Origin of the sequence: Iodidimonas nitroreducens (genome assembly GCA_000710935.1) — a bacterium.
GTDB lineage: Bacteria > Pseudomonadota > Alphaproteobacteria > Sphingomonadales > Rhodothalassiaceae > Iodidimonas > Iodidimonas nitroreducens.
Genome location: BAYV01000015.1, coordinates 164,173 through 183,633, shown reverse-complemented (window position 1 = coordinate 183,633; position 19,461 = coordinate 164,173). Strand labels below are relative to the sequence as shown.

Sequence of the window (19,461 nt, the reverse complement as noted above, 5' to 3'; positions counted from 1 at the left end):
ATGGGGAGCCAAAACAGGCCCAAAGCCGAGGCCAAAGACTAAGCGACCCGGCATCGGGGAGACAAGATCATCACGCCCGTTCTTCAGGTCGACAGGATCGCTTTTACCTTCTGGCTGGCTTTGGCGAAATCCATTTGCCCGACATGGCGTTCTTTCAGCACGGCCATACAGCGGCCGATATCCTTGAGGGCTGTGGCCTCCAGCTCATCGACCACCGCTTGGCAGGCGGTCTCGATTTCCTCGTCCCCTAATTGGCGGGGGAGAAAGGCCGAGATGATGTCGATTTCCTCGCGTTCCTTTTCCGCCAGTTCAAGGCGACCGCCTTCTTCATAGGCTTTGATGCTGTCATGCCGTTGTTTGATCATGCGGGCCATGATTTCGCTGATGATCAGATCATCATCGCGCTCATCCGATTCCGTGCGGCGCACGATATCCCGATCCTTCACGGCGGCCAGAATCAGCCGCAGGGTGGAAAGCTTGCGCTGCTCTTTGGCGCGCATGGCATCCTTCACGGCGGCATTCAATTTTTCACGTAAAGTCATGGCTTTATTCCTGTCCCTGTTGGTCTTTTTTGGCGCTTATCGTCCAGTTGGTCTCTGGTTCTGGTCAGGCGCTTTGGTGGTTATGGGGGTGGATCTTTGAGGGGGCCCACGCCGTCTTGACCTTGGCCGTCGCATTCACTAATGTCCGCGGCGGTTTAACCCCTCCTTCTCGCGCCATCAGGATGGGACTCCCTAAACCTATCTGCCCGAGGCTGCAACATTCCAGTGCGGTACCAAATCCCCCAGAGCGGTACCAAACCCAAAGACCGGAAGTTCTGATATGGATGATCTCCCGACGGAAGACCTCTCCAACCGGCTAAAAACAGCCGTTCTGGTTTTAGCGGATGGCAGTGTTTATCATGGCGAAGGCATAGGGGCCACCGGCGAGGCGGTTGGGGAAATCTGCTTCAATACGGCGATGACAGGCTATCAGGAAATTCTCACCGATCCATCTTATGCCGGGCAGATCATCACCTTTACCTTTCCCCATATCGGCAATGTGGGCACCAATCGCGAAGATATGGAAAGCGCCACACCCGCCGCCCGTGGTTTCGTGGTGCGCGAGCCCGTGCCCGCGCCATCGAACTGGCGATCCGAACACAGCCTTGAAGATTGGGCCAAAGATCAGGGCCTGATCGGCATTAGCGGTGTGGATACAAGGCGGCTGACCCGTCATATCCGCGCCCATGGGGCCCCCAATGGGGTGATCGCCCATGATCGGGCAGGCCAGTTTGATCTGCCGGCGCTTGTGGAAAAGGCCCGGACATGGCCCGGTTTGCATGGGATGGAACTGGCGCGGGATGTCAGCACATCCACCCCTTATCCCTGGCAGGAAACCCTGTGGCAACGCGAAGGCGGCTATGGCCGGCTTGATCAGGCGCGGGCCCATATCGTGGCGGTGGATTTCGGGATCAAGCGCAATATTCTGCGCAATCTGGCCTCGGCAGGGGCGCGGGTGACGGTGGTGCCTGCCGAGACCTCATTCACCGAGATCATGGCGCTGGCGCCCGATGCGGTATTTTTATCGAATGGACCGGGAGACCCGGCGGCAACGGCGGGCTATGCCCTGCCGATGATCAAGGATCTGATCGCATCCGGCCTGCCGGTTTTTGGCATCTGCCTTGGCCATCAGATATTGGGATTGGCGCTGGGTGGACGCACGGTGAAGATGCAGCAGGGGCATCGCGGAGCGAATCATCCGGTGAAGGATATTGAAAGCGGGCGGGTTTCGATCACCGCGATGAACCACGGCTTTGCGGTGGCCAAAGACAATCTGGCCGAACAGGGTGTGGCGATCACCCAGCTTTCCCTGTTCGATGGTACGATCTGCGCCCTGAAAGCCAAGGATGGCCGCATCTTTTCGGTGCAGCAGCATCCCGAAGCTTCGCCCGGGCCGCAGGATAATTTCGATCTGTTCAGTCGGTTTGTGGATCAGGCCGCCTCGGCCTCCCAAACATAGCCTTTGCGTTATTCGCTCAAGGAAAAGAAATGCCCAAGCGCACTGATATATCCTCGATCCTGATCATAGGGGCCGGGCCGATCATCATCGGGCAGGCCTGTGAATTCGATTATTCCGGCACGCAGGCGGTGAAGGCTTTGCGTGCGGAAGGCTATCGCATCATTCTGGTGAATTCCAATCCCGCCACGATCATGACCGATCCTGAATTGGCCGATGCCACCTATGTGGAGCCGATCACGCCTGAAATCGTTGAAAAGATCATCGCCAAGGAACGCCCCGATGCTTTATTGCCCACAATGGGCGGGCAAACCGCGCTCAATACGGCGCTGGCGCTGTCGAAAAGCGGGGTGCTCAAACGCTATGGCGTGACCATGATCGGCGCCAATGAAGAGGCGATCAACAAGGCGGAAGATCGCCTTTTGTTTCGGCAGGCCATGGATAAAATCGGCCTTGAAAGCCCAAAATCGGCCGTGGCCCACAGCCTGGCCGAAGCGCAGGACATCCTGCTTGAAACCGGCCTGCCAGCGATCATCCGGCCTTCGTTCACCATGGGCGGCACGGGTGGCGGCATTGCCTATAACAGGCAGGAATTCGAGGCGATCGTGAAATCTGGGCTCGATGCCTCGCCGGTGAAGGAAATTCTGGTCGAAGAATCGGTTCTGGGCTGGAAAGAATATGAGATGGAAGTGGTGCGGGATCGCGCCGATAATTGCATCATCATCTGTGCCATTGAAAATCTCGATCCCATGGGGGTTCATACCGGCGATTCGATCACCGTGGCCCCGGCGCTGACCCTGACCGACAAGGAATATCAGGTGATGCGCAATGCATCGATTGCGGTGCTGCGCGAAATCGGCGTGGAAACCGGCGGATCGAATGTGCAATTTGCGGTCAATCCCAAAGATGGGCGGCTGGTGGTCATTGAAATGAATCCACGGGTATCGCGATCTTCGGCGCTCGCCTCCAAAGCCACCGGCTTTCCCATTGCGAAAATCGCCGCCAAGCTGGCGGTGGGCTATACCCTTGATGAATTGGATAATGACATCACCGGCGTGACCCCGGCATCTTTTGAGCCGACCATCGATTATGTGGTGACCAAAATCCCGCGCTTTACCTTTGAAAAATTCCCCCATACCAACAAGACCCTTACCACTTCGATGAAATCGGTGGGCGAATCGATGGCGATTGGCCGCTCTTTTCCTGAAAGCCTGCAAAAAGCCCTGCGTTCGATGGAAATCGGACTTACCGGGCTCGATGATGTGGAGATCGAAGGCTATGATCCCGAAGCCCCCGATCTGGATACCATTCGGGCGGCTTTGGTGCAGCCGGTGGCTGAACGCCTGTTGCGGATTGCTCAGGCCTTTCGTTTGGGGATGGATGTGGCCGATGTGGCCGCCATCACCCATTATGATCCCTGGGTTCTGGGCCAGATCAAGCGCATCACCGATGCCGAGGACAATGTGCGCCGCCATGGCCTGCCTCAGGATGCCCAGGGCCTTTTGGAACTGAAGATGCTCGGCTTTTCCGATGAGCGTTTGGCGCATCTGGGCAGCCTGATGGAAGCCGATGTGCGCAGCCTGCGCCATCGTCTTGGGGTGACCCCGGTTTATAAGCGCATCGATAGCTGTGCGGCGGAATTCGATGCCCAAACCCCTTATCTTTATTCCACCTATGAAACCGGTATCCTGAATGCCCTGACCGGCAAGATGATGCCCCCCGAAGACGAGGCCGAAATCAGCGATCGCAGCAAGGTGATGATTCTGGGCGGTGGGCCCAATCGGATCGGGCAGGGCATCGAATTCGATTATTGCTGCTGCCATGCCTGTTTTTCTTTGTCTGAGGCTGGCTATGAAACCATCATGGTGAATTGCAACCCGGAAACCGTCTCCACCGATTATGATACATCGGATCGCCTGTATTTCGAGCCGCTGACCCATGAAACCGTGCTTGATATCGTCCGCGCCGAACAGCGCCGGGGCACGCTGGCCGGGGTTGTGGTGCAATTTGGCGGGCAAACGCCCCTGAAGCTCGCCAAGGGGCTGGAGCAGGCGGGCGTCCCCATTCTGGGCACCAGCACCGATGCCATTGATCGCGCCGAAGATCGGGATCGCTTTGCCACCATGCTGAAAACGCTGGGCCTGAAACAGCCGCCCAATGGCATGGCGCGGTCCGCTGCCGAAGCGATCACCATTGCCGAACGCATCGGCTTTCCGGTTTTATTGCGGCCCTCTTATGTTTTGGGCGGGCGGGCGATGGAAATCGTCAATGATCATGCCCAGCTCGAACGTTATATCCGGGAAGCGGTGAAGGTATCGGGGGATAGCCCGGTGCTGGTGGATGGCTATTTGCGCGATGCCATCGAGGTGGATGTGGATGCCTTATGCGATGGGGAAGATGTGCATGTGGCCGGCATCATGGAACATATCGAGGAAGCGGGAATTCATTCCGGCGATAGCGCCTGTTCCCTGCCCCCCTATAGCCTCTCCGATGCCATTGTTGCCGCCATCGGAGACCAGACAAAAGCGCTGGCCTTGGAATTGGGCGTGCGTGGGCTGATGAATGTGCAATTTGCCGTGGTGGGCGAGGAGATTTATCTGATTGAGGTGAATCCCCGGGCCAGCCGCACGGTGCCTTTCGTGGCCAAGGCCACAGGGGTACCCATTGCCAAGATCGCCGCCCGGCTGATGGCAGGGGCGCGGCTCGCCGATTTCGATCTCAGCCCCTTTCCCCGCCGCCATGTGGCGGTGAAGGAAGCGGTTTTCCCCTTTGCCCGTTTCCCCGGTGTGGATGTGATTTTGGGCCCGGAAATGCGCTCCACCGGCGAAGTGATGGGAATCGACAAGGATTTTGCCCGGGCCTTTTTGAAAAGCCAGATCGCCGCGGGCACTATTCTGCCCGAAAGCGGGCTGGTCTTCGTTTCCGTGCGCGATTCCGATAAAGCCGCAATCATGCCGGTGGTGCGCGATCTGGTGGCTTTGGGGTTCGAGATCATCGCCACCCGCGGCACGGCCGGATTTCTGGCCGAACATGGCATGAAGGTGCGGTTGGTAAACAAGGTGGCGGAAGGGCGGCCCCATATTGTTGATCTTTTAAAGGATGGCGAAATCGATTTGATGTTCAACACCACATCGGGCAGTCAGTCCCTGTCGGATAGCTTTGAAATCCGGCGCAGTGCGCTGACCATGGGAACACCCTATTACACCACATTGGCCGGGGCGCGGGCTGCGGTGATGGCTTTATATGCCAGCCAGCGAGGAATGCTTGAAGTCGCGCCCTTACAATCATACTCTGACAATACGGGTTGACTTGAAGGATCGTTTCAGGCGAAGACCCACAGCTTTGCCGGTCGCATAAGGGCAGGATGATCTGCTTTTGATGCGCCCGGCTTTTGATTTCCATCATTGCAACAATAAGAGCACGAGAGATGACCGAAAAAATCCCGATGCTGGTTTCTGGTTTTGAAAGCCTCAGGACGGAGCTTCACCGTTTGAAATCGGTGGATAGGCCCGCTGTGGTGCGTGCGATCGAAGAAGCGCGCGCCCATGGTGATCTGTCGGAAAATGCCGAATATCATGCCGCCAAGGAAAAACAGGGCCTGATCGAAGCCCGGGTGATGGAGCTTGAAGATCAGCTCAGCCGCGCTGAAGTGATCGATCCCACGACCTTGAAGGGCGATAAGGTCATGTTTGGTGCCACCATCACCTTGCTCGATGAGGATGATAAATCAACGATTTATCAGATTGTGGGGGTGGAAGAAGCGGATGTGAAACAGGGTCGGATTTCCTATAGCTCGCCGATTGGGCGGGCTTTGATCGGTCGCTCTGTGGGCGATGAGGTTGAAGTGACCACGCCATCGGGCGAGAAATATTTCGAGATCGAAAAGGTCGATTATCGCTAAGTCTATCCGCTAAGTTCTTCAGGGGCTGATGAGGGCGCGGGCCTGTTTTTGCGCATAATCTTGTGACATCTTATCAAAGGCCGCCATCACGGCGGCCCGCCCATTGGGTGCAAAACCGGTTTGGCGATCAAGGGGATCGCCATTCACCGGCTGTAAAAGCCAGATCACGCCATCGGGGGCCGGGGTCAGCTCCAGCGCATAGCCATCGGCAAATCCGCCAGCCTGTGCCGTCGAATCAGGATCGCTGTGCCGGGGCCACAATAAAGCGATATGGCTCAGCCGCCAAAAGCGCGTGCGGGGCACAAGGGTGATTTCGCGGGCCAGATCATCGGCGGTCACGGGTGTGCCGTCTTCCAGCTTCCAGCCTTCCATGCTTTGCACTATCTGATGTGTCATGAAATTGACATATCATAGGATCGGTAAAGCGAAAGCGTGGATTTCGCGCTTTTTGGGCCACACATTTTTGTGAGGGGGTGGTTATCACCGCCATAAACACCAGATTGTAGCATGACGCCGGTTCTGGCGCCTTTATGATCGCCTCAGGCTTTATCGTCTAAGCTTTCCCAAACAGGAGGATGAGATGTCCGACTTCAAATTCCATGATGCTGCAAGTGCCCCGGAAGGATCGCGCCCGATTCTTGAAAAAGCCAAAGAAAAATATGGCTTCCTACCCAATATTCTGGGGGGTTTGGCGAATGCGCCTGCGGCTTTGGAAGGCTATGCCACTTTGGCCGGGATTTTTGATAAAACCAGCTTTACACCGGTGGAACGCCAGGTGGTTCTGCTCACGGCTAGCCGCCGCAATGGCTGTGATTATTGCATGGCCGCCCATTCCGGCGCTGCCAAAATGGCAAAAATCGATGAGGATGTGCTGAGCGCCCTGCGCGGCGATAAAACGCTGCCGGATGAAAAGCTCGAAGCCCTGCGCCGCTTTACCGATGCCGTGGTTGAAAAGCGCGGCTATGCCGATGATGCGGATGTGAAGGCCTTCCTTGATGCTGGCTATAATCACCAGAATATTCTGGAAGTGGTATTGGGCGTGGGCGTAAAAACCCTGTCGAATTACGCGAATCACATGATGGAGCCCAAGCTCGATGATCAGTTCAAGCCTTTGGAATGGACTGAACCCAAAAGCCAGGCAGCGGAATAAGCCTCATCAGGCATAAATCCCCCCATCAGGCATAGAACAGAAAAAGCCGACCGGAGACACTCTCTGGTCGGCTTTTGATTGGGGTCGGCTTTTGATTGGGGTCGGCTTTTTATAGGGTTGGCCATCTATGAAGAGGCACAAAGCCCCTCTAGAGACTGAATCCACTCAGGCCCCTCAGGGGATATTGACCCCTTATTGACCTTTAGGGGTGATCACCTGACGGCCGCGATACATGCCGGTTTTCAGATCCACATGATGGCGCAGCACATATTCGCCGGTGTGCGGATCTTCCTGATAGTTCACAGGTTCCAGTTTATCATGTGACCGACGGTTACCGCGGCGCATGGGGGACACTTTTCTTTTAGGTACAGCCATCTCGTCCTCGCTTGCTCGATGCCGCACCGTCTGTCGGCGCGAGCCAAATTCCATGGAAGTTCGGTGAAAGGATTTCTGCCAAGGCAGCAACCCATATGCCGATAAGGCGCGGACAATAAGAGCGCTTTGCATGAAAATCAAGGTTGATCTTGTTTATCCCGGCGGTCTTTTATGATCAACGCTGCCAATAAGCATAAGTAAGGGCCGGATAGCATTGCCTGACGGTTCAGATCAAGCTAGCAAGGGACGAGAAAACAAGACCGATCCTGGGAAAGACCGCATCATGTTCAAAAAGATCCTCATTGCCAATCGTGGCGAAATCGCCTGCCGAATCATCAAGACAGCCCGCAAGATGGGGATCACCACGATTGCCGTTTATTCCGAGGCGGATCGCGATGCCCTGCATGTGGAGATGGCAGACGAGCATGTGTTCATCGGCCCGGCGCCGGCAGCGCAAAGCTATCTTTTGGGGGATGTGCTGATCAAGGCTGCCCTTGATCATGGGGCGGAAGCGATTCATCCCGGCTTTGGGTTTCTGTCGGAAAACAAGGCTTTTGTCGAAGCCGTGGAGGCTGCCGGATTGGTGTTCATCGGCCCGCGCCCCCATGCTATTGCGGCCATGGGCGACAAGATCGAATCAAAGCGCCTGGCAAAGGCTGCCGGGGTTTCCACGGTGCCCGGCCATATCGGCGAGATTGCCGATGCCGATGAAGCCGCAAAAATCGCCGCCGACATTGGCTATCCCGTGATGATCAAGGCCTCGGCCGGGGGTGGGGGCAAGGGGATGCGCATTGCCTGGGATGATGCGGAATGTCGGGAAGGCTATGTTTCGGCCCGCTCGGAGGCAAAATCGAGCTTTTCCGATGATCGGGTCTTCATCGAGAAATATATCGTCGAGCCGCGCCATATCGAAATTCAGGTGCTGGGCGATAGCCATGGCAATCTGGTGTATCTGTGGGAGCGGGAATGTTCCATTCAGCGCCGCCATCAAAAGGTGATCGAAGAAGCGCCTTCGCCTTTTCTGGATGAAGACACCCGCAAAGCCATGGGGGCGCAGGCCGTGGCGCTGGCTCGGGCGGTGGATTATCAATCGGCGGGCACGGTTGAATTCATCGTCGACAAAGACCGCAATTTCTATTTTCTTGAAATGAATACCCGCTTGCAGGTGGAACATCCGGTGAGCGAAATGATCACCGGCCTCGATCTTGTGGAACAGATGATCGAGATTGCCGCCGGAAAGCCTTTGGGCTTTGCTCAGGATGATGTGCGCCTTGATGGCTGGGCGATGGAATGCCGGATCTATGCCGAAGATCCCTATCGCGGTTTTCTGCCCTCGATCGGTCGGCTCAAACGCTATCGCCCGCCCCATGAAAGCGATCGGGTGCGCAATGATACCGGCGTTTTTGAAGGGGCCGAAATCTCGATGTTTTACGATCCGATGATCGCCAAGCTCGCGACATGGGGGGAAACACGCGATGCCGCCATCATTGAAATGCAGGGGGCGCTGGATCGCTTTTATATTCGCGGCATTGCCCATAATGTACCGTTTCTGGCGGCGATGATGGCGCATCCCCGGTTTCGCGAAGGGCGATTGACCACCAATTTTATCGCCGAAGAATATCCCGATGGCTTCAAAGGCGGGATCATGACCGATGCCATCAAAACCACCATGATGGCCGTTGCTGCCTATATGCATGCGCTCAGCACCGCCCGCGATGGCCGCATTTCGGGGCGGATTGCCAGTGTGCCGATGATGGATGCGGTGGATTGGATCATCCGGCTGGATGATGCGAAGGCCACCGCTAAAATCACCCCCACCACAGAAGGGGCGCGGATCACCCTTAATGGCAATGATCACAGCCTTGAAAGCGATTGGACCCCCGGCGCGCCGGTTTTTGCGGGCATGCTTGATGGGCGCGCGATCACCCTGGAGGTTGATCGCCTGAAGCTGGGCTATGGCTTGTCTACAGCCGGGGTGCGCCAGACTGTGATGGTGGTGCCGCCGGTGATTGATGATCTGATGGGGCATATGCCCGTGAAGGACATCGCCGATACCTCAAAGCTGCTCTTGTGCCCGATGCCGGGGCTGATGGTTGCTTTGAATGTTGTGGTTGGCGAAGAAGTGCGGGCCGGTCAGGCGCTGGCCGTGGTGGAAGCCATGAAAATGGAAAATATCCTGCGCGCCGAGCGTGATGGCGTGATCGAAAAAATCCACGCCGAAAAGGGCGATAGCCTCGCGGTGGATCAGGTGATTTTGGAATTTGCCTGAAAGCTGATTCTGAAGCTGAATTTGCGGGAATCGGCAGGTCTCTTGGGATCGGCAGGTTTGGGCCCGCCCTATTGTGCGGCTTGGGCCAGCGCCTCTAGTAGTCCGGTCATTTTCTGGATCATCCTTTCGGGGTTCGGCAGCCCATGGCGTTGGGCAAGGAAGCGGGGATCATTGAAGGCGATTTTGATCGCGCCGGTTTCATCCTCATAAACCAAAGCCTTGAGCGGCAGATCGATGCCAAAGCTTTGGGCCGCCTGCATCAGGGGTGTGCCACCGGCGGGATTGCCAAAAATCAGCAATTGCGTGGGGCGCAGCGCCTGATCGATGCTTTCGGCACCCGCCTGATGATCGATCCGGGCAAAAACTTTGAAGCCCCGAGCCGTGGCCGCCTGTTCGAGCCGATCCATGGTTTGTGCAACAGTCTCGCCGCCTTCAAGGATCAGCAGGCCATTAGCCTGTTCATGATGGTGATCCTTGCCTTCGGATGTGCAGGAACCGAGCAGAAACACTATGAACGCGATGAGAATGAATACAGGACGCATGGCCTAGATCCCCGATCAATCAAAAGAAGGGGGATTATGGGGAGGCGCGTGGCATTTGTCCATGCCGCTCCTGCGATCATTCGGCACTGAAAGCGGGGCGCATAAAAAAACCGCGGAGCACGATGGCTCCGCGGGGTCTTGTCGGTTTGCAGCGATCCCCTGAAAGGATCGGTGAGGGCGGGGCTTAAAAGCCCATGCCGCCCATACCACCCATGCCGCCCATATCGGGCATGCCGCCGCCGTGGGAATGACCGGAGTCTTTCTCTTCCGGCGCATCGGCGATCAGCGCTTCGGTGGTGATCAACAGACCGGCGATGGAGGCCGCATCCTGCAGGGCGTGGCGCACGACCTTGGTGGGGTCGATGATGCCGCGTTCCACCAGATTGCAGTATTCTTCCTTCTGGGCATCAAAGCCGAATGAAGGATCATCCTGCTCTAAAAGCTTGCCGGCAATCACCGCGCCATCAAAACCGGCATTGCTGGCGATCTGGCGAACCGGGGCTTCAAGGGCCCGGCGAACGATGGCGATACCTTTGGTTTCATCGTCATTCTGGCCTTTGAGATCGATCAGAACGCGGGTGGCATAAAGCAGAGCCGTGCCGCCACCGGCAACAATGCCTTCTTCCACCGCGGCGCGGGTGGCATGAAGCGCATCATCAACGCGATCCTTGCGTTCTTTCACTTCCGATTCGGTGACACCGCCAACCTTGATCACGGCCACACCGCCGGAAAGCTTGGCAAGACGTTCCTGCAGCTTTTCCTTGTCATAATCGGAATTGGTGTTTTCCACCTGTGCGCGGATCTGTTCGCAACGCGCTTTGATGTCGTCGCTATCACCGGCGCCACCCACGATGGTGGTATCGTCTTTGGTGATGGTCACTTTCTTGGCGGTGCCCAGCATGTCGAGGGTGACATTTTCAAGCTTGATGCCCAGATCTTCGGAAACCACCTGGCCCTTGGACAGGATGGCGATATCTTCGAGCATGGCTTTCCTGCGATCGCCAAATCCGGGGGCTTTCACTGCCGCAACCTTCAGGCCACCGCGCAGCTTATTCACCACCAGCGTTGCCAAAGCTTCGCCTTCAACATCTTCAGCGATGATCAGCAAAGGACGGCTGGATTGCACAACGGCTTCCAGAATGGGGAGCATCGCCTGCAGATTGGACAGCTTCTTTTCAAACAGCAGAATATAGGGATTCTCAAGCTCGGTCACCATCTTTTCGGAATTGGTGATGAAATAAGGTGAGAGATACCCGCGATCAAACTGCATGCCTTCAACGACATCAAGCTCGCTTTCAAGGCCTTTGGCTTCTTCAACGGTGATGACGCCTTCCTTGCCCACTTTATCCATGGCTTCCGAGATCATGCGGCCGATCTCGGCTTCGCCATTGGCGGAAATGGTGCCAACCTGCTCGATTTCGCTGGAGGAAGAAATATCCTTCGAGCGGGATTTGATGTCGGCAACGGCGGTGGCCACGGCCAGTTCGATCCCGCGCTTCAGATCCATCGGGTTCATCCCGGCGGCAACGGCTTTCGCGCCTTCCTGAACGATCGATTGGGTGAGCACGGTGGCCGTGGTGGTGCCATCGCCTGCCATATCATTGGTGCGCGAGGCGACTTCTTTCACCATCTGGGCGCCCATATTCTCGAACTTGTCTTTCAGTTCGATTTCCTTGGCAACGGTCACCCCATCCTTGGTAATGCGCGGCGCACCAAAGGATTTTTCGATGACGACATTACGGCCTTTGGGGCCAAGGGTGACTTTAACGGCATTGGCCAGAGCATCCACACCGCGAAGAATGCGGGCGCGGGCATCGGCGTGGTATTTGATTTCTTTAGCAGCCATGAACTGACTCCTTGATACGACATGAAATTAAATTATCGAAAGCGATCTCGGCACAATGGGGGATGGCGTTCAGCCAATGATCCCCAGAATGTCTGATTCTTTCATGATCAACAGGTCTTCCCCGTCAACCTTGACTTCGGTCCCGGACCATTTGCCAAACAGAACGCGATCACCGGCCTTGACATCGAGCGGGGTGATTTCACCCTTTTCGTTTTTGGCGCCAGAGCCAATGGCGACGATTTCGCCTTCTTGCGGCTTTTCTTTGGCGGTATCGGGGATGATGATACCACCCCGGGTTTTTTCTTCGCTTTCAACGCGACGGACCAAAACGCGGTCATGCAGCGGACGGAATGCCATGAAGTTTCCTCCTACAGGCTAAAAGGTGCGGAATGCCCCTTGAAAATATGCGTGCGGCCTATGCCGCGGATCATGTTAGCACTCACCATCAATGAGTGCTAACGGGTGCCCTGTAATTACGCTGCCGGGGCCGGATGTCAAGGGCGGGGGAGAAGAAAATTTATAAAAGCCGCCAAGGGGCTGGCGTTAAAGGGGCTGGCGTTAAAGGGGCTGGCGTTCAAGGGGCTGGCGTTCAAGGGGCTGGCGTTTTTTCTCCGGGGCATTTGACGCTGTGCATGAAGAGGCTCATTTCATAGCACAGGATTTTGACGGGATCGTTACATGCTGATGCTGATATGTGACCGGCGTGGCCTTTTTTATGAAGACCAAGGGCATCATCTATCATAAGAGGCTGGCCAACGCCACTATCGCGGGCATACAGCCGGAAATATATAGTAAGCTAGAAACTTGGTAAGCCAGAAACTTGGTAAGGATGTGACATGATAAAGGCTATGACAGGATCGATCATCACCCCCCGGCAGGTCCGCCTGCTTTTTGCCAGTGTTTTGCTGGTCGGTCTTGCGGCTGTGCTCGACCCCGTGCCGGTCTTTAGCCAAAATCTTGTGTCCCAATCATTCCAGGCTTCATGGCCCGATATCGATCTGGCCAAAGAGGGGATCGACGGCACCGCCCTGCGGGTTTTGAGCGATGATGAAACGCCCCCGGCTTATGATGATCCGGCCCTTATCCCGGTGGCTATTGATGGCATAACGGGCAATCTGGAACCGGTCATCGCCGTTGAGATCAATGGTGTTTTGCGGGCCTATCCCATGCGCATCGTGGCAGCGCATCGGATCGTCAATGATACATTGGGTGGCGTGCCGATTGCGGTTACCTATTGCCGGATTTGTGCATCGGCGATGGTTTTTCACCGGGTCGTGGATGAGCAAACCACGAATTTGCGGCTGACCGGGGCCTCTTATGACCAGAATATCATCCTTTATGATGAAGCGAGCCGCACATGGTGGCAGCAGATCAATGGTCTTGGCCTTGCCGGTCGCCATGCCGATGGGGCGCTGGATGTGGTGCCTTCACGCCTTATTTCCTTTGCATCCTTTTTAAAACAGGCGGCCAAGCAGCCGGGTACCCTCATTCTTGCCGATTCCGATTATAGCCGTCAGCCCTTGAGCCTCAAACAAACCGTTGATCTGCCGCCCTTGCCCGGCATGGCCGCAGGGCTCAACAGCACGGATCGCGTGGTGATTGTGGGGAAAGAAGCATGGCCCCTGGAATTATTGCGCAAAAGCGGGCGGATCGAGCAGGATGATCTGCTGATCATCTGGGAACCGGGGCGTATGGCCACCCCCGATTATTATGGCGCCGATCAGGGCCAGGATGTGGGCAATATCACCGCTTTCAGCCGCCGGGGCGATGATCTTCTGGAGCGGGAAACGCGCATTCAGCTTCTGCATGCCTTTTTCCAGTTTTCGGATGGCGAAAAGCTTCATCTAAAGCGTGGTCAGGAAAAAAATGAAGTGATCGATTGAGGGATCGATTGATAGCCAACCCCCCTTTCTTGTGGTTTGATAAGGGATCAGGGGTTTGGGGCGATGGATATGATGAAAGAGCGGCAGATCGTCATCATCGGATCGGGGCCGGGTGGTTTCTATACCACCCAGGCCTTATTGGACCAAACCGATAAAGCGCAAAGGGCCGATCCCGCAAGCCCGGGGGTCAGGATCGATGTGATCGACAGCCTGCCTACCCCCTATGGCCTGATCCGGGCAGGGGTTGCCCCCGATCATCAATCCATCAAGCAGATCACCGGACGTTTTGATGAAACGGCCAAAGATGATCGGGTGCGCTTCATCGGCCATCTTTGTGTGGGGCGGGATATCAGCCTCGATCAGTTGCTGGCACTTTATGATGCGGTGGTTCTGGCCACCGGGGCGGGAAAGGATCGCCCTTTGGGCCTGCCCGGCGAAAATCTCAAAGGCGTTTATGGCTCGGCGGCCATTGTCGGCTGGTATAATGCGCATCCCGATTATGCCGATCTCGATCCCCTAGGTGATGCCGCCTCAAGACGGGCGGGGGGCGATGCGCCCGCCATGGCGGTGATCGGCAATGGCAATGTGGCCATTGATATTGCCCGGATTTTTGCCAAAACAAAGGATGAACTGGCGCAATCGGATATCGATCCGAATGCCGAGCGCCTTCTGGCTGCCATGCCTATGCATGATATTCATATTTTTGGCCGTCGTGGTCCGGCGCAGGCAAAATTCACCATCAAGGAAGTGCGGGAAATGGGGGCGCTCAGCCATGCTGTGCCTTTGGTTGATCCCGCCGATCTGCCATCCTTTTCAGAAGAACAGGCCATGCCGCCGGGCCAGCGCAAGGTGCTGGCCACATTGCGGGAATTTTCCGAAATTGCTGAAGCCGATGCCAGTAAAGCCGAGCCAGGGGCGGCGGATGTGCGGGTGCATTTTCATTTTTATGCCCGCCCGGTGGAAATTTTGGGCAATGATCAGGGCCGGGTGCGGGCCTTGCGCCTTGAACGCACCCGGATCGAGGCGGGCAGCGTGCACGGTACTGGGCGATTTTTCGAGGTGCCCTGTGCTTTGGTGATCAGTTGTATCGGCTATCAAAGCAGCCCCATCAAGGGCGCGGTTTTCGATGCGCGCTCGGGCCGTTTCGTCAATGATGCGGGCCTTATCCGACCCGGTCTTTATGCCACGGGCTGGGCCCGGCGCGGCCCCACAGGCACCATTGGCAGCAACAAGCCCGATGGGGCCGAGATCGCCGCCCGCATTCTGGCTGAAACAAGCCCCCGGAGCGTTTCGCCTCATGAGATTTCGGGGTATCCGCCCGAACATTGGGGCCCTGCCGGGCTCGATGCTTATATCGCGGCCCACGGGCTGCATGTGGTGAGCTTTGAAGATTGGCTGAAAATCGATGCCCGGGAAAAAGAAGCGGCGAGGGGTGATCATCCGCGATTGAAATTTGCCCGCTTACAAGACATGCTGGATGCAATCGAGGCTGAAGATATCCCTCAGCCAAGCACATAAATAGGGACCATGTTCATCTCATGAAAGCCATATTCCGTTTCATCTGGTCGGCCATTCGCGCGTTTAATACATTGGCGGCGCTGGTTTTTTTCATCCTGTTTTTGACCTTGATCATTTCCGTGAGCGGGATGATGGGCGATAAGCCCTCAGCCGAAATCGCCAATGGCGGCGCGCTTTTGTTCAATCCTGAAGGCCGGATCGTTGAAGAAAAGGCTGTGCCCTCCTTTGAGGACGTGCTGCGCGGTGAAAAGCCCGAAGAAATCGCTTTGCGCACCGTGCTTGCAGGGCTTGATCGTGCGGCGAAAGATGATCGAATCGGCTTGATGGTCATGGATCTCGAACGCTTTAACGGGGCTGGCCCGGCGACCCTCCACAGCCTTGGAAAGGCGCTGGATGCCTTCCGGGACAGCGGCAAAAAAATCATTGCCTATGGCGATAGCTATACCCAATCCCAATATTATCTGGCGGCCCATGCCGATGAGATCTGGCTCAATCCGGCTGGCGGAATGACGATCACGGGCTATGGATCGTTCCAGCCCTATTTTGCCGAAGCGCTTTCAAAGCTGAAAGCCAATGTGCATGTTTTCCGTGTTGGCACCTTTAAATCGGCGGTGGAGCCCTATATCCGGGATTCGATGTCGGATGAAGCCAAAGAGGCCAATCGCGCGTTCCTCGATAGCCTGTGGCAAAGCTATGAAGCCGATATCACCCGCCTGCGCGGCCTTGATGATGGGGCTTTGTCGGGGCATCTGGCCAATATCGTTGAAGCACAGGCGGCAGCGGGCGGCGATATGGCGCAAATGGCGGTGGATCTGAAATGGGTGGATGCCTTGAAAACCCGCCATGCAGCGCTTGCGGCCTTGCAGGATCTGGCCGGTAAGAAAGACGACGGCTATCGCCATATCGGCCTCAAGGCTTATCTGAAGCAGACAAAGCCCGCTACCTCCGAACAGAAAGAGGGACCGCTTCTGGCCGTGGTAACCTTGCGCGGCACCATCATCCCGGGCGAGGCGCCGGTGGGGGATATCGGCTCGGAAAGCGCCCTGAAGCTGATCCATGAAGCCCGCACCAATGATCGGGTGAAGGCGCTGGTCTTGCGTGTCGATAGCCCCGGCGGCAGCGCTTTTGCCTCGGAATTGATCCGCCAGGCGGTGCTCGAAGTGAAGGCGGCGGGCAAGCCGGTGGTGGCGTCTTTCGGCTCGGTGGCGGCATCGGGCGGTTATTGGATTTCCGCCAATGCCGATCAGATCTGGGCGATGCCGGAAACCATTACCGGTTCCATTGGCATATTCGGTCTGGTGGCAACCTTTGAAGAGTCGCTGGCGTCACTGGGGGTGCATAGCGATGGTGTGGGCACTTCGCAATTGGCCGGAGCTTTTGACATAACGCGGCCGCTTTCGCCTGCGGTGGCGGCTTTGGTTCAGGGTTCCATCGAAGATGGCTATGAAAAATTTCTCTCCATCGTGGCTGAAGGCCGGGGAATGAGCATTGAGGCCGTGGATGAAGTGGCGCAGGGCCGGGTGTGGGCGGGCAGCACCGCCCGTGATCTGGGCCTGGTGGATGAATTGGGTGGGCTCGATGCGGCGATCAAGGCGGCAGCCAGCCTTGCCAGCCTTGAAGACGGGGCCTATCAAATCCGCCATATCACGGAAAAGCCCGATCCTTTTGAAGCCTTTTTGATGCAGCTGATGGCGGAAAGCGATGCGGCGGCTTTGTTGCCCCGATCTCTGCTGGCCAGCGGCAACAAGGGCGGGCTGATGCAGGCTGTGGCCGGGATTGAACAATCGATCCTGCGGCATCTGCAAAGCCTTGGCTGGATGCGCGATCCAAAAGGCGCCTATAGCCTGTGCTTTGCCTGCGAGGTGAGTGGCGGATGAGCAGGGATCACCAGACTATGCCTGAAAGCGATTCCCAATGGCTGGCGCGATTGGGCGAGGAACGCTTTTATGTTTGTCGCCGCCATGGCACCGAGCCGCCTTTCAGCGGGGCCCTTTTGGGGGAAAAAAGGCCCGGTCGCTTTCATTGTGCGGGGTGCGATGCGGTTTTATTCTCATCCGATGGCAAATATGACAGCGGATCGGGCTGGCCATCCTTTTTCGATGCCATCGAAGGGGCGGAGATCGAGGAAATCCGCGATACCAGCCATGGCATGGTGCGCATAGAATTGCGCTGTGGGCAGTGTGAAAGCCATCTGGGGCATCTGTTCCCCGATGGCCCGCCGCCCACTGGCTTGCGCTATTGCGTCAATTCTCTGTCGCTGGTTTTTCACCCCGAAAACAATGCGCCTTCAAAACAGCTTTAAGCCGCTTTGAGATGATTGCGATTATGGGGCTGCCCTAAATCCAGATCCGGGCCTTTGGGCACGATGCCGGTGGGATTGATGCTGCCATGGCTTTGATAATAATGCAGCTTGATATGATCGAAAACCACAGTATCGGCAATGCCGGGCATTTGATACAGCTCGCGCAGATAGCCTGAAAGATGCGGATAATCGGCGATTCGCTTTTTGTTGCATTTGAAATGCCCTACATAAACCGCATCAAAGCGCACCAGGGTGGTAAAAAACCGCCAATCGGCTTCGGTCAATCTTTCGCCCAATAAATAGCGCCGGGTGGCCAGCCGCTCATCCATCGCATCCAGTGTTTCAAACAAGGCATCAAAGGCCTCTTCATAAGCGCTTTGGGTGGTGGCAAATCCCGCTTTGTAAACGCCATTATTGATCGCATGATAGATGCGTTCATTGATGGCATCGATCTCCAATTGCAGATCTTTGGGATAATAATCGCGCTCGGGATGGCCGATCCCCGGTACTGTATCAAAAGCGCTATTCAAAATCCGGGTGATTTCCGCCGATTCATTATTGACGATCCGGCTGGTTTTTTTGTCCCACAAAACCGGCACAGTTACCCGCCCGCTATAATGGGGATCGGACTTCGTATAAACCTGATGCAGGCGCTGAAAGCCATGGATATGATCGATGGTGGCGCCGGGGGTGCTGTCATCAAAGCGCCAGCCCTCATCATCCATATGCCAATGCACCACGGAAACGCTGATGATATCCTGCAATCCCTTTAAATGGCGCAGGATCATTGCCCGATTGGCCCAGGGGCAGGCATGGGCGATATAAAGATGATAGCGCCCTGCCTCGGCCGAGAAATCGCCACTGCCATCCGCGCTGATCCCATTGCGAAAGCGGGTATCGGGGCGCTTGAAGGCCCCGCCATTGGATTTGGTATCATACCAGGCATCCTGCCATTGTCCGTCAACCAAAAGACCCATTGTGCTTCTCCTTGATGAGATCGATCCCTGATCGGGTACATGGTTCCAAGATGGCGTCGTCCTTGGCTTTTGTCATGGGCTGTGAACGAAACGCAGTGTTGCGAAATGCCAAACAATGCCGCAAAAGGCGATCACAAACTGTTATTTGGGGGGCATTTGAAGGGGATGGCAAAAGGGTGATGCGACAGCTCGATCAGGAACATGAAGACGATGCGACCGCTATTGATGCTTTGCTCGATGATCTTTTCGGGGCTGATCGTTTTGGGCGCACGGCCTATCGCTTTCGCGATCACTGCCCGCCTTTGCAGGATATGGGCTTTGTGATGCGTGAAGGGGATCGGCTGCTGGCCTCGGTGCGCTTTTGGCCGTTGGTGATCAGGGCTGCGGATTTTCGCCATGATGGCCTGCTTTTGGGGCCCTTGGCTGTGGCAAAGCACATCGCGGGCACCGGGGCGGGCACTGCGCTCATGCGCCATGGCCTTGATCTGGCATCGGCCAAAGGCTTAGGGCCGGTTTTTCTGATCGGCGATCCCGGCTATTATGGCCGGGTGGGGTTTCGCCCGGTTCTGCCAAAAACATGCCATCTGCCCGGGCCGTTTGATGCCATCCGCCTGCTTTATCATCCGGCGGGCGGGCCTTTTGGCAGCCTTGATGATCTGCCCGATCCTTTGGCGCTCGAACCCGTGACGCGATAAGGCTC

Annotated in this window: 17 protein-coding genes; 10 read left to right on the top strand and 7 right to left on the bottom strand. The window is 56.4% G+C overall.

Annotation, left to right across the window (positions count from 1 at the left end; all coding sequences use genetic code 11):
• Positions 1 to 83: 83 nt before the first annotated feature.
• Positions 84 to 542 (bottom strand): GatB/YqeY domain-containing protein, encoded by a 459-nt coding sequence (locus AQ1_RS08005; protein WP_042086045.1) that lies wholly within the window; start codon positions 540 to 542, stop codon positions 84 to 86.
• 280 nt (positions 543 to 822) lie between these two features.
• Between AQ1_RS08005 and carA the strand changes: the two genes are divergently transcribed.
• From carA to greA, 3 genes are all read left to right on the top strand, one after another.
• A complete protein-coding gene (gene carA / locus AQ1_RS08000) occupies positions 823 to 2,001 on the top strand; it encodes a glutamine-hydrolyzing carbamoyl-phosphate synthase small subunit (RefSeq protein ID WP_042086043.1) in 1,179 nt (392 codons plus the stop codon).
• A gap of 29 nt (positions 2,002 to 2,030) precedes the next feature.
• Positions 2,031 to 5,306, top strand: a complete 3,276-nt coding sequence (carB, locus tag AQ1_RS07995; RefSeq protein WP_042086041.1) for a carbamoyl-phosphate synthase large subunit — start codon at positions 2,031 to 2,033, stop codon at positions 5,304 to 5,306.
• A 119-nt stretch (positions 5,307 to 5,425) separates the two neighbouring features.
• Positions 5,426 to 5,899: a transcription elongation factor GreA gene (gene greA, locus AQ1_RS07990; protein WP_042086039.1), complete on the top strand. Its 474-nt coding sequence runs from the start codon at positions 5,426 to 5,428 to the stop codon at positions 5,897 to 5,899.
• Positions 5,900 to 5,917: 18 nt separating this feature from the next.
• Here the strand turns inward: greA and AQ1_RS07985 are convergent, their stop codons facing one another.
• Positions 5,918 to 6,295: a hypothetical protein gene (locus AQ1_RS07985; protein ID WP_150007009.1), complete on the bottom strand. Its 378-nt coding sequence runs from the start codon at positions 6,293 to 6,295 to the stop codon at positions 5,918 to 5,920.
• 184 nt (positions 6,296 to 6,479) lie between these two features.
• Here AQ1_RS07985 and AQ1_RS07980 point away from each other — a divergent pair, with 184 nt between their 5' ends.
• Entirely contained in the window at positions 6,480 to 7,049 is a 570-nt protein-coding gene (locus AQ1_RS07980; protein WP_042086035.1) for a carboxymuconolactone decarboxylase family protein, read from the top strand.
• A 192-nt stretch (positions 7,050 to 7,241) separates the two neighbouring features.
• Here AQ1_RS07980 and rpmF read toward each other — a convergent pair whose 3' ends face one another.
• Positions 7,242 to 7,424, bottom strand: a complete 183-nt coding sequence (gene rpmF / locus AQ1_RS07975) for a 50S ribosomal protein L32 (protein ID WP_042086163.1) — start codon at positions 7,422 to 7,424, stop codon at positions 7,242 to 7,244.
• Positions 7,425 to 7,707: 283 nt separating this feature from the next.
• Here rpmF and AQ1_RS07970 point away from each other — a divergent pair, with 283 nt between their 5' ends.
• Complete coding sequence (locus tag AQ1_RS07970; protein WP_042086033.1) at positions 7,708 to 9,693, top strand: acetyl-CoA carboxylase biotin carboxylase subunit; 1,986 nt, start codon at positions 7,708 to 7,710, stop codon at positions 9,691 to 9,693.
• Positions 9,694 to 9,761: 68 nt separating this feature from the next.
• On the opposite strand, the gene AQ1_RS07965 is transcribed toward AQ1_RS07970, so the two are convergent.
• The 3 genes from AQ1_RS07965 to groES all read right to left on the bottom strand — a co-directional run bounded on the left by AQ1_RS07965 (position 9,762) and on the right by groES (position 12,438).
• Positions 9,762 to 10,235 (bottom strand): DUF302 domain-containing protein, encoded by a 474-nt coding sequence (locus AQ1_RS07965; RefSeq protein WP_081837177.1) that lies wholly within the window; start codon positions 10,233 to 10,235, stop codon positions 9,762 to 9,764.
• A 184-nt stretch (positions 10,236 to 10,419) separates the two neighbouring features.
• Positions 10,420 to 12,081 (bottom strand): chaperonin GroEL, encoded by a 1,662-nt coding sequence (gene groL / locus AQ1_RS07960; protein WP_042086030.1) that lies wholly within the window; start codon positions 12,079 to 12,081, stop codon positions 10,420 to 10,422.
• A 69-nt stretch (positions 12,082 to 12,150) separates the two neighbouring features.
• A complete protein-coding gene (gene groES / locus AQ1_RS07955; protein ID WP_042086028.1) occupies positions 12,151 to 12,438 on the bottom strand; it encodes a co-chaperone GroES in 288 nt (95 codons plus the stop codon).
• Between the two features lie 479 nt (positions 12,439 to 12,917).
• On the opposite strand from groES, the gene AQ1_RS14485 reads away from it, so the two are divergent.
• The 4 genes from AQ1_RS14485 to msrB all read left to right on the top strand — a co-directional run bounded on the left by AQ1_RS14485 (position 12,918) and on the right by msrB (position 17,784).
• A complete protein-coding gene (locus AQ1_RS14485; RefSeq protein WP_081837176.1) occupies positions 12,918 to 13,964 on the top strand; it encodes a DUF3179 domain-containing (seleno)protein in 1,047 nt (348 codons plus the stop codon).
• A gap of 63 nt (positions 13,965 to 14,027) precedes the next feature.
• Positions 14,028 to 15,482, top strand: coding sequence for an FAD-dependent oxidoreductase (locus AQ1_RS07945; RefSeq protein ID WP_052371108.1), 1,455 nt, complete (start codon positions 14,028 to 14,030; stop codon positions 15,480 to 15,482).
• A gap of 20 nt (positions 15,483 to 15,502) precedes the next feature.
• Positions 15,503 to 17,359 carry a signal peptide peptidase SppA gene (gene sppA, locus AQ1_RS07940; RefSeq protein WP_042086026.1) on the top strand — a complete coding sequence of 619 codons (1,857 nt, stop codon included), beginning with the start codon at positions 15,503 to 15,505 and terminating at the stop codon, positions 17,357 to 17,359.
• Positions 17,356 to 17,784, top strand: a complete 429-nt coding sequence (gene msrB / locus AQ1_RS07935) for a peptide-methionine (R)-S-oxide reductase MsrB (RefSeq protein ID WP_081837175.1) — start codon at positions 17,356 to 17,358, stop codon at positions 17,782 to 17,784. Before sppA ends, msrB begins: the two co-directional genes overlap by 4 nt.
• Here the strand turns inward: msrB and AQ1_RS07930 are convergent.
• Positions 17,781 to 18,761: a glutathione S-transferase family protein gene (locus AQ1_RS07930; protein WP_042086023.1), complete on the bottom strand. Its 981-nt coding sequence runs from the start codon at positions 18,759 to 18,761 to the stop codon at positions 17,781 to 17,783. The genes msrB and AQ1_RS07930 overlap by 4 nt on opposite strands.
• A 179-nt stretch (positions 18,762 to 18,940) precedes the next feature.
• Between AQ1_RS07930 and AQ1_RS07925 the strand changes: the two genes are divergently transcribed.
• Positions 18,941 to 19,456, top strand: a complete 516-nt coding sequence (locus AQ1_RS07925; RefSeq protein ID WP_390624389.1) for a GNAT family N-acetyltransferase — start codon at positions 18,941 to 18,943, stop codon at positions 19,454 to 19,456.
• The last annotated feature ends 5 nt before the right edge of the window (positions 19,457 to 19,461 follow it).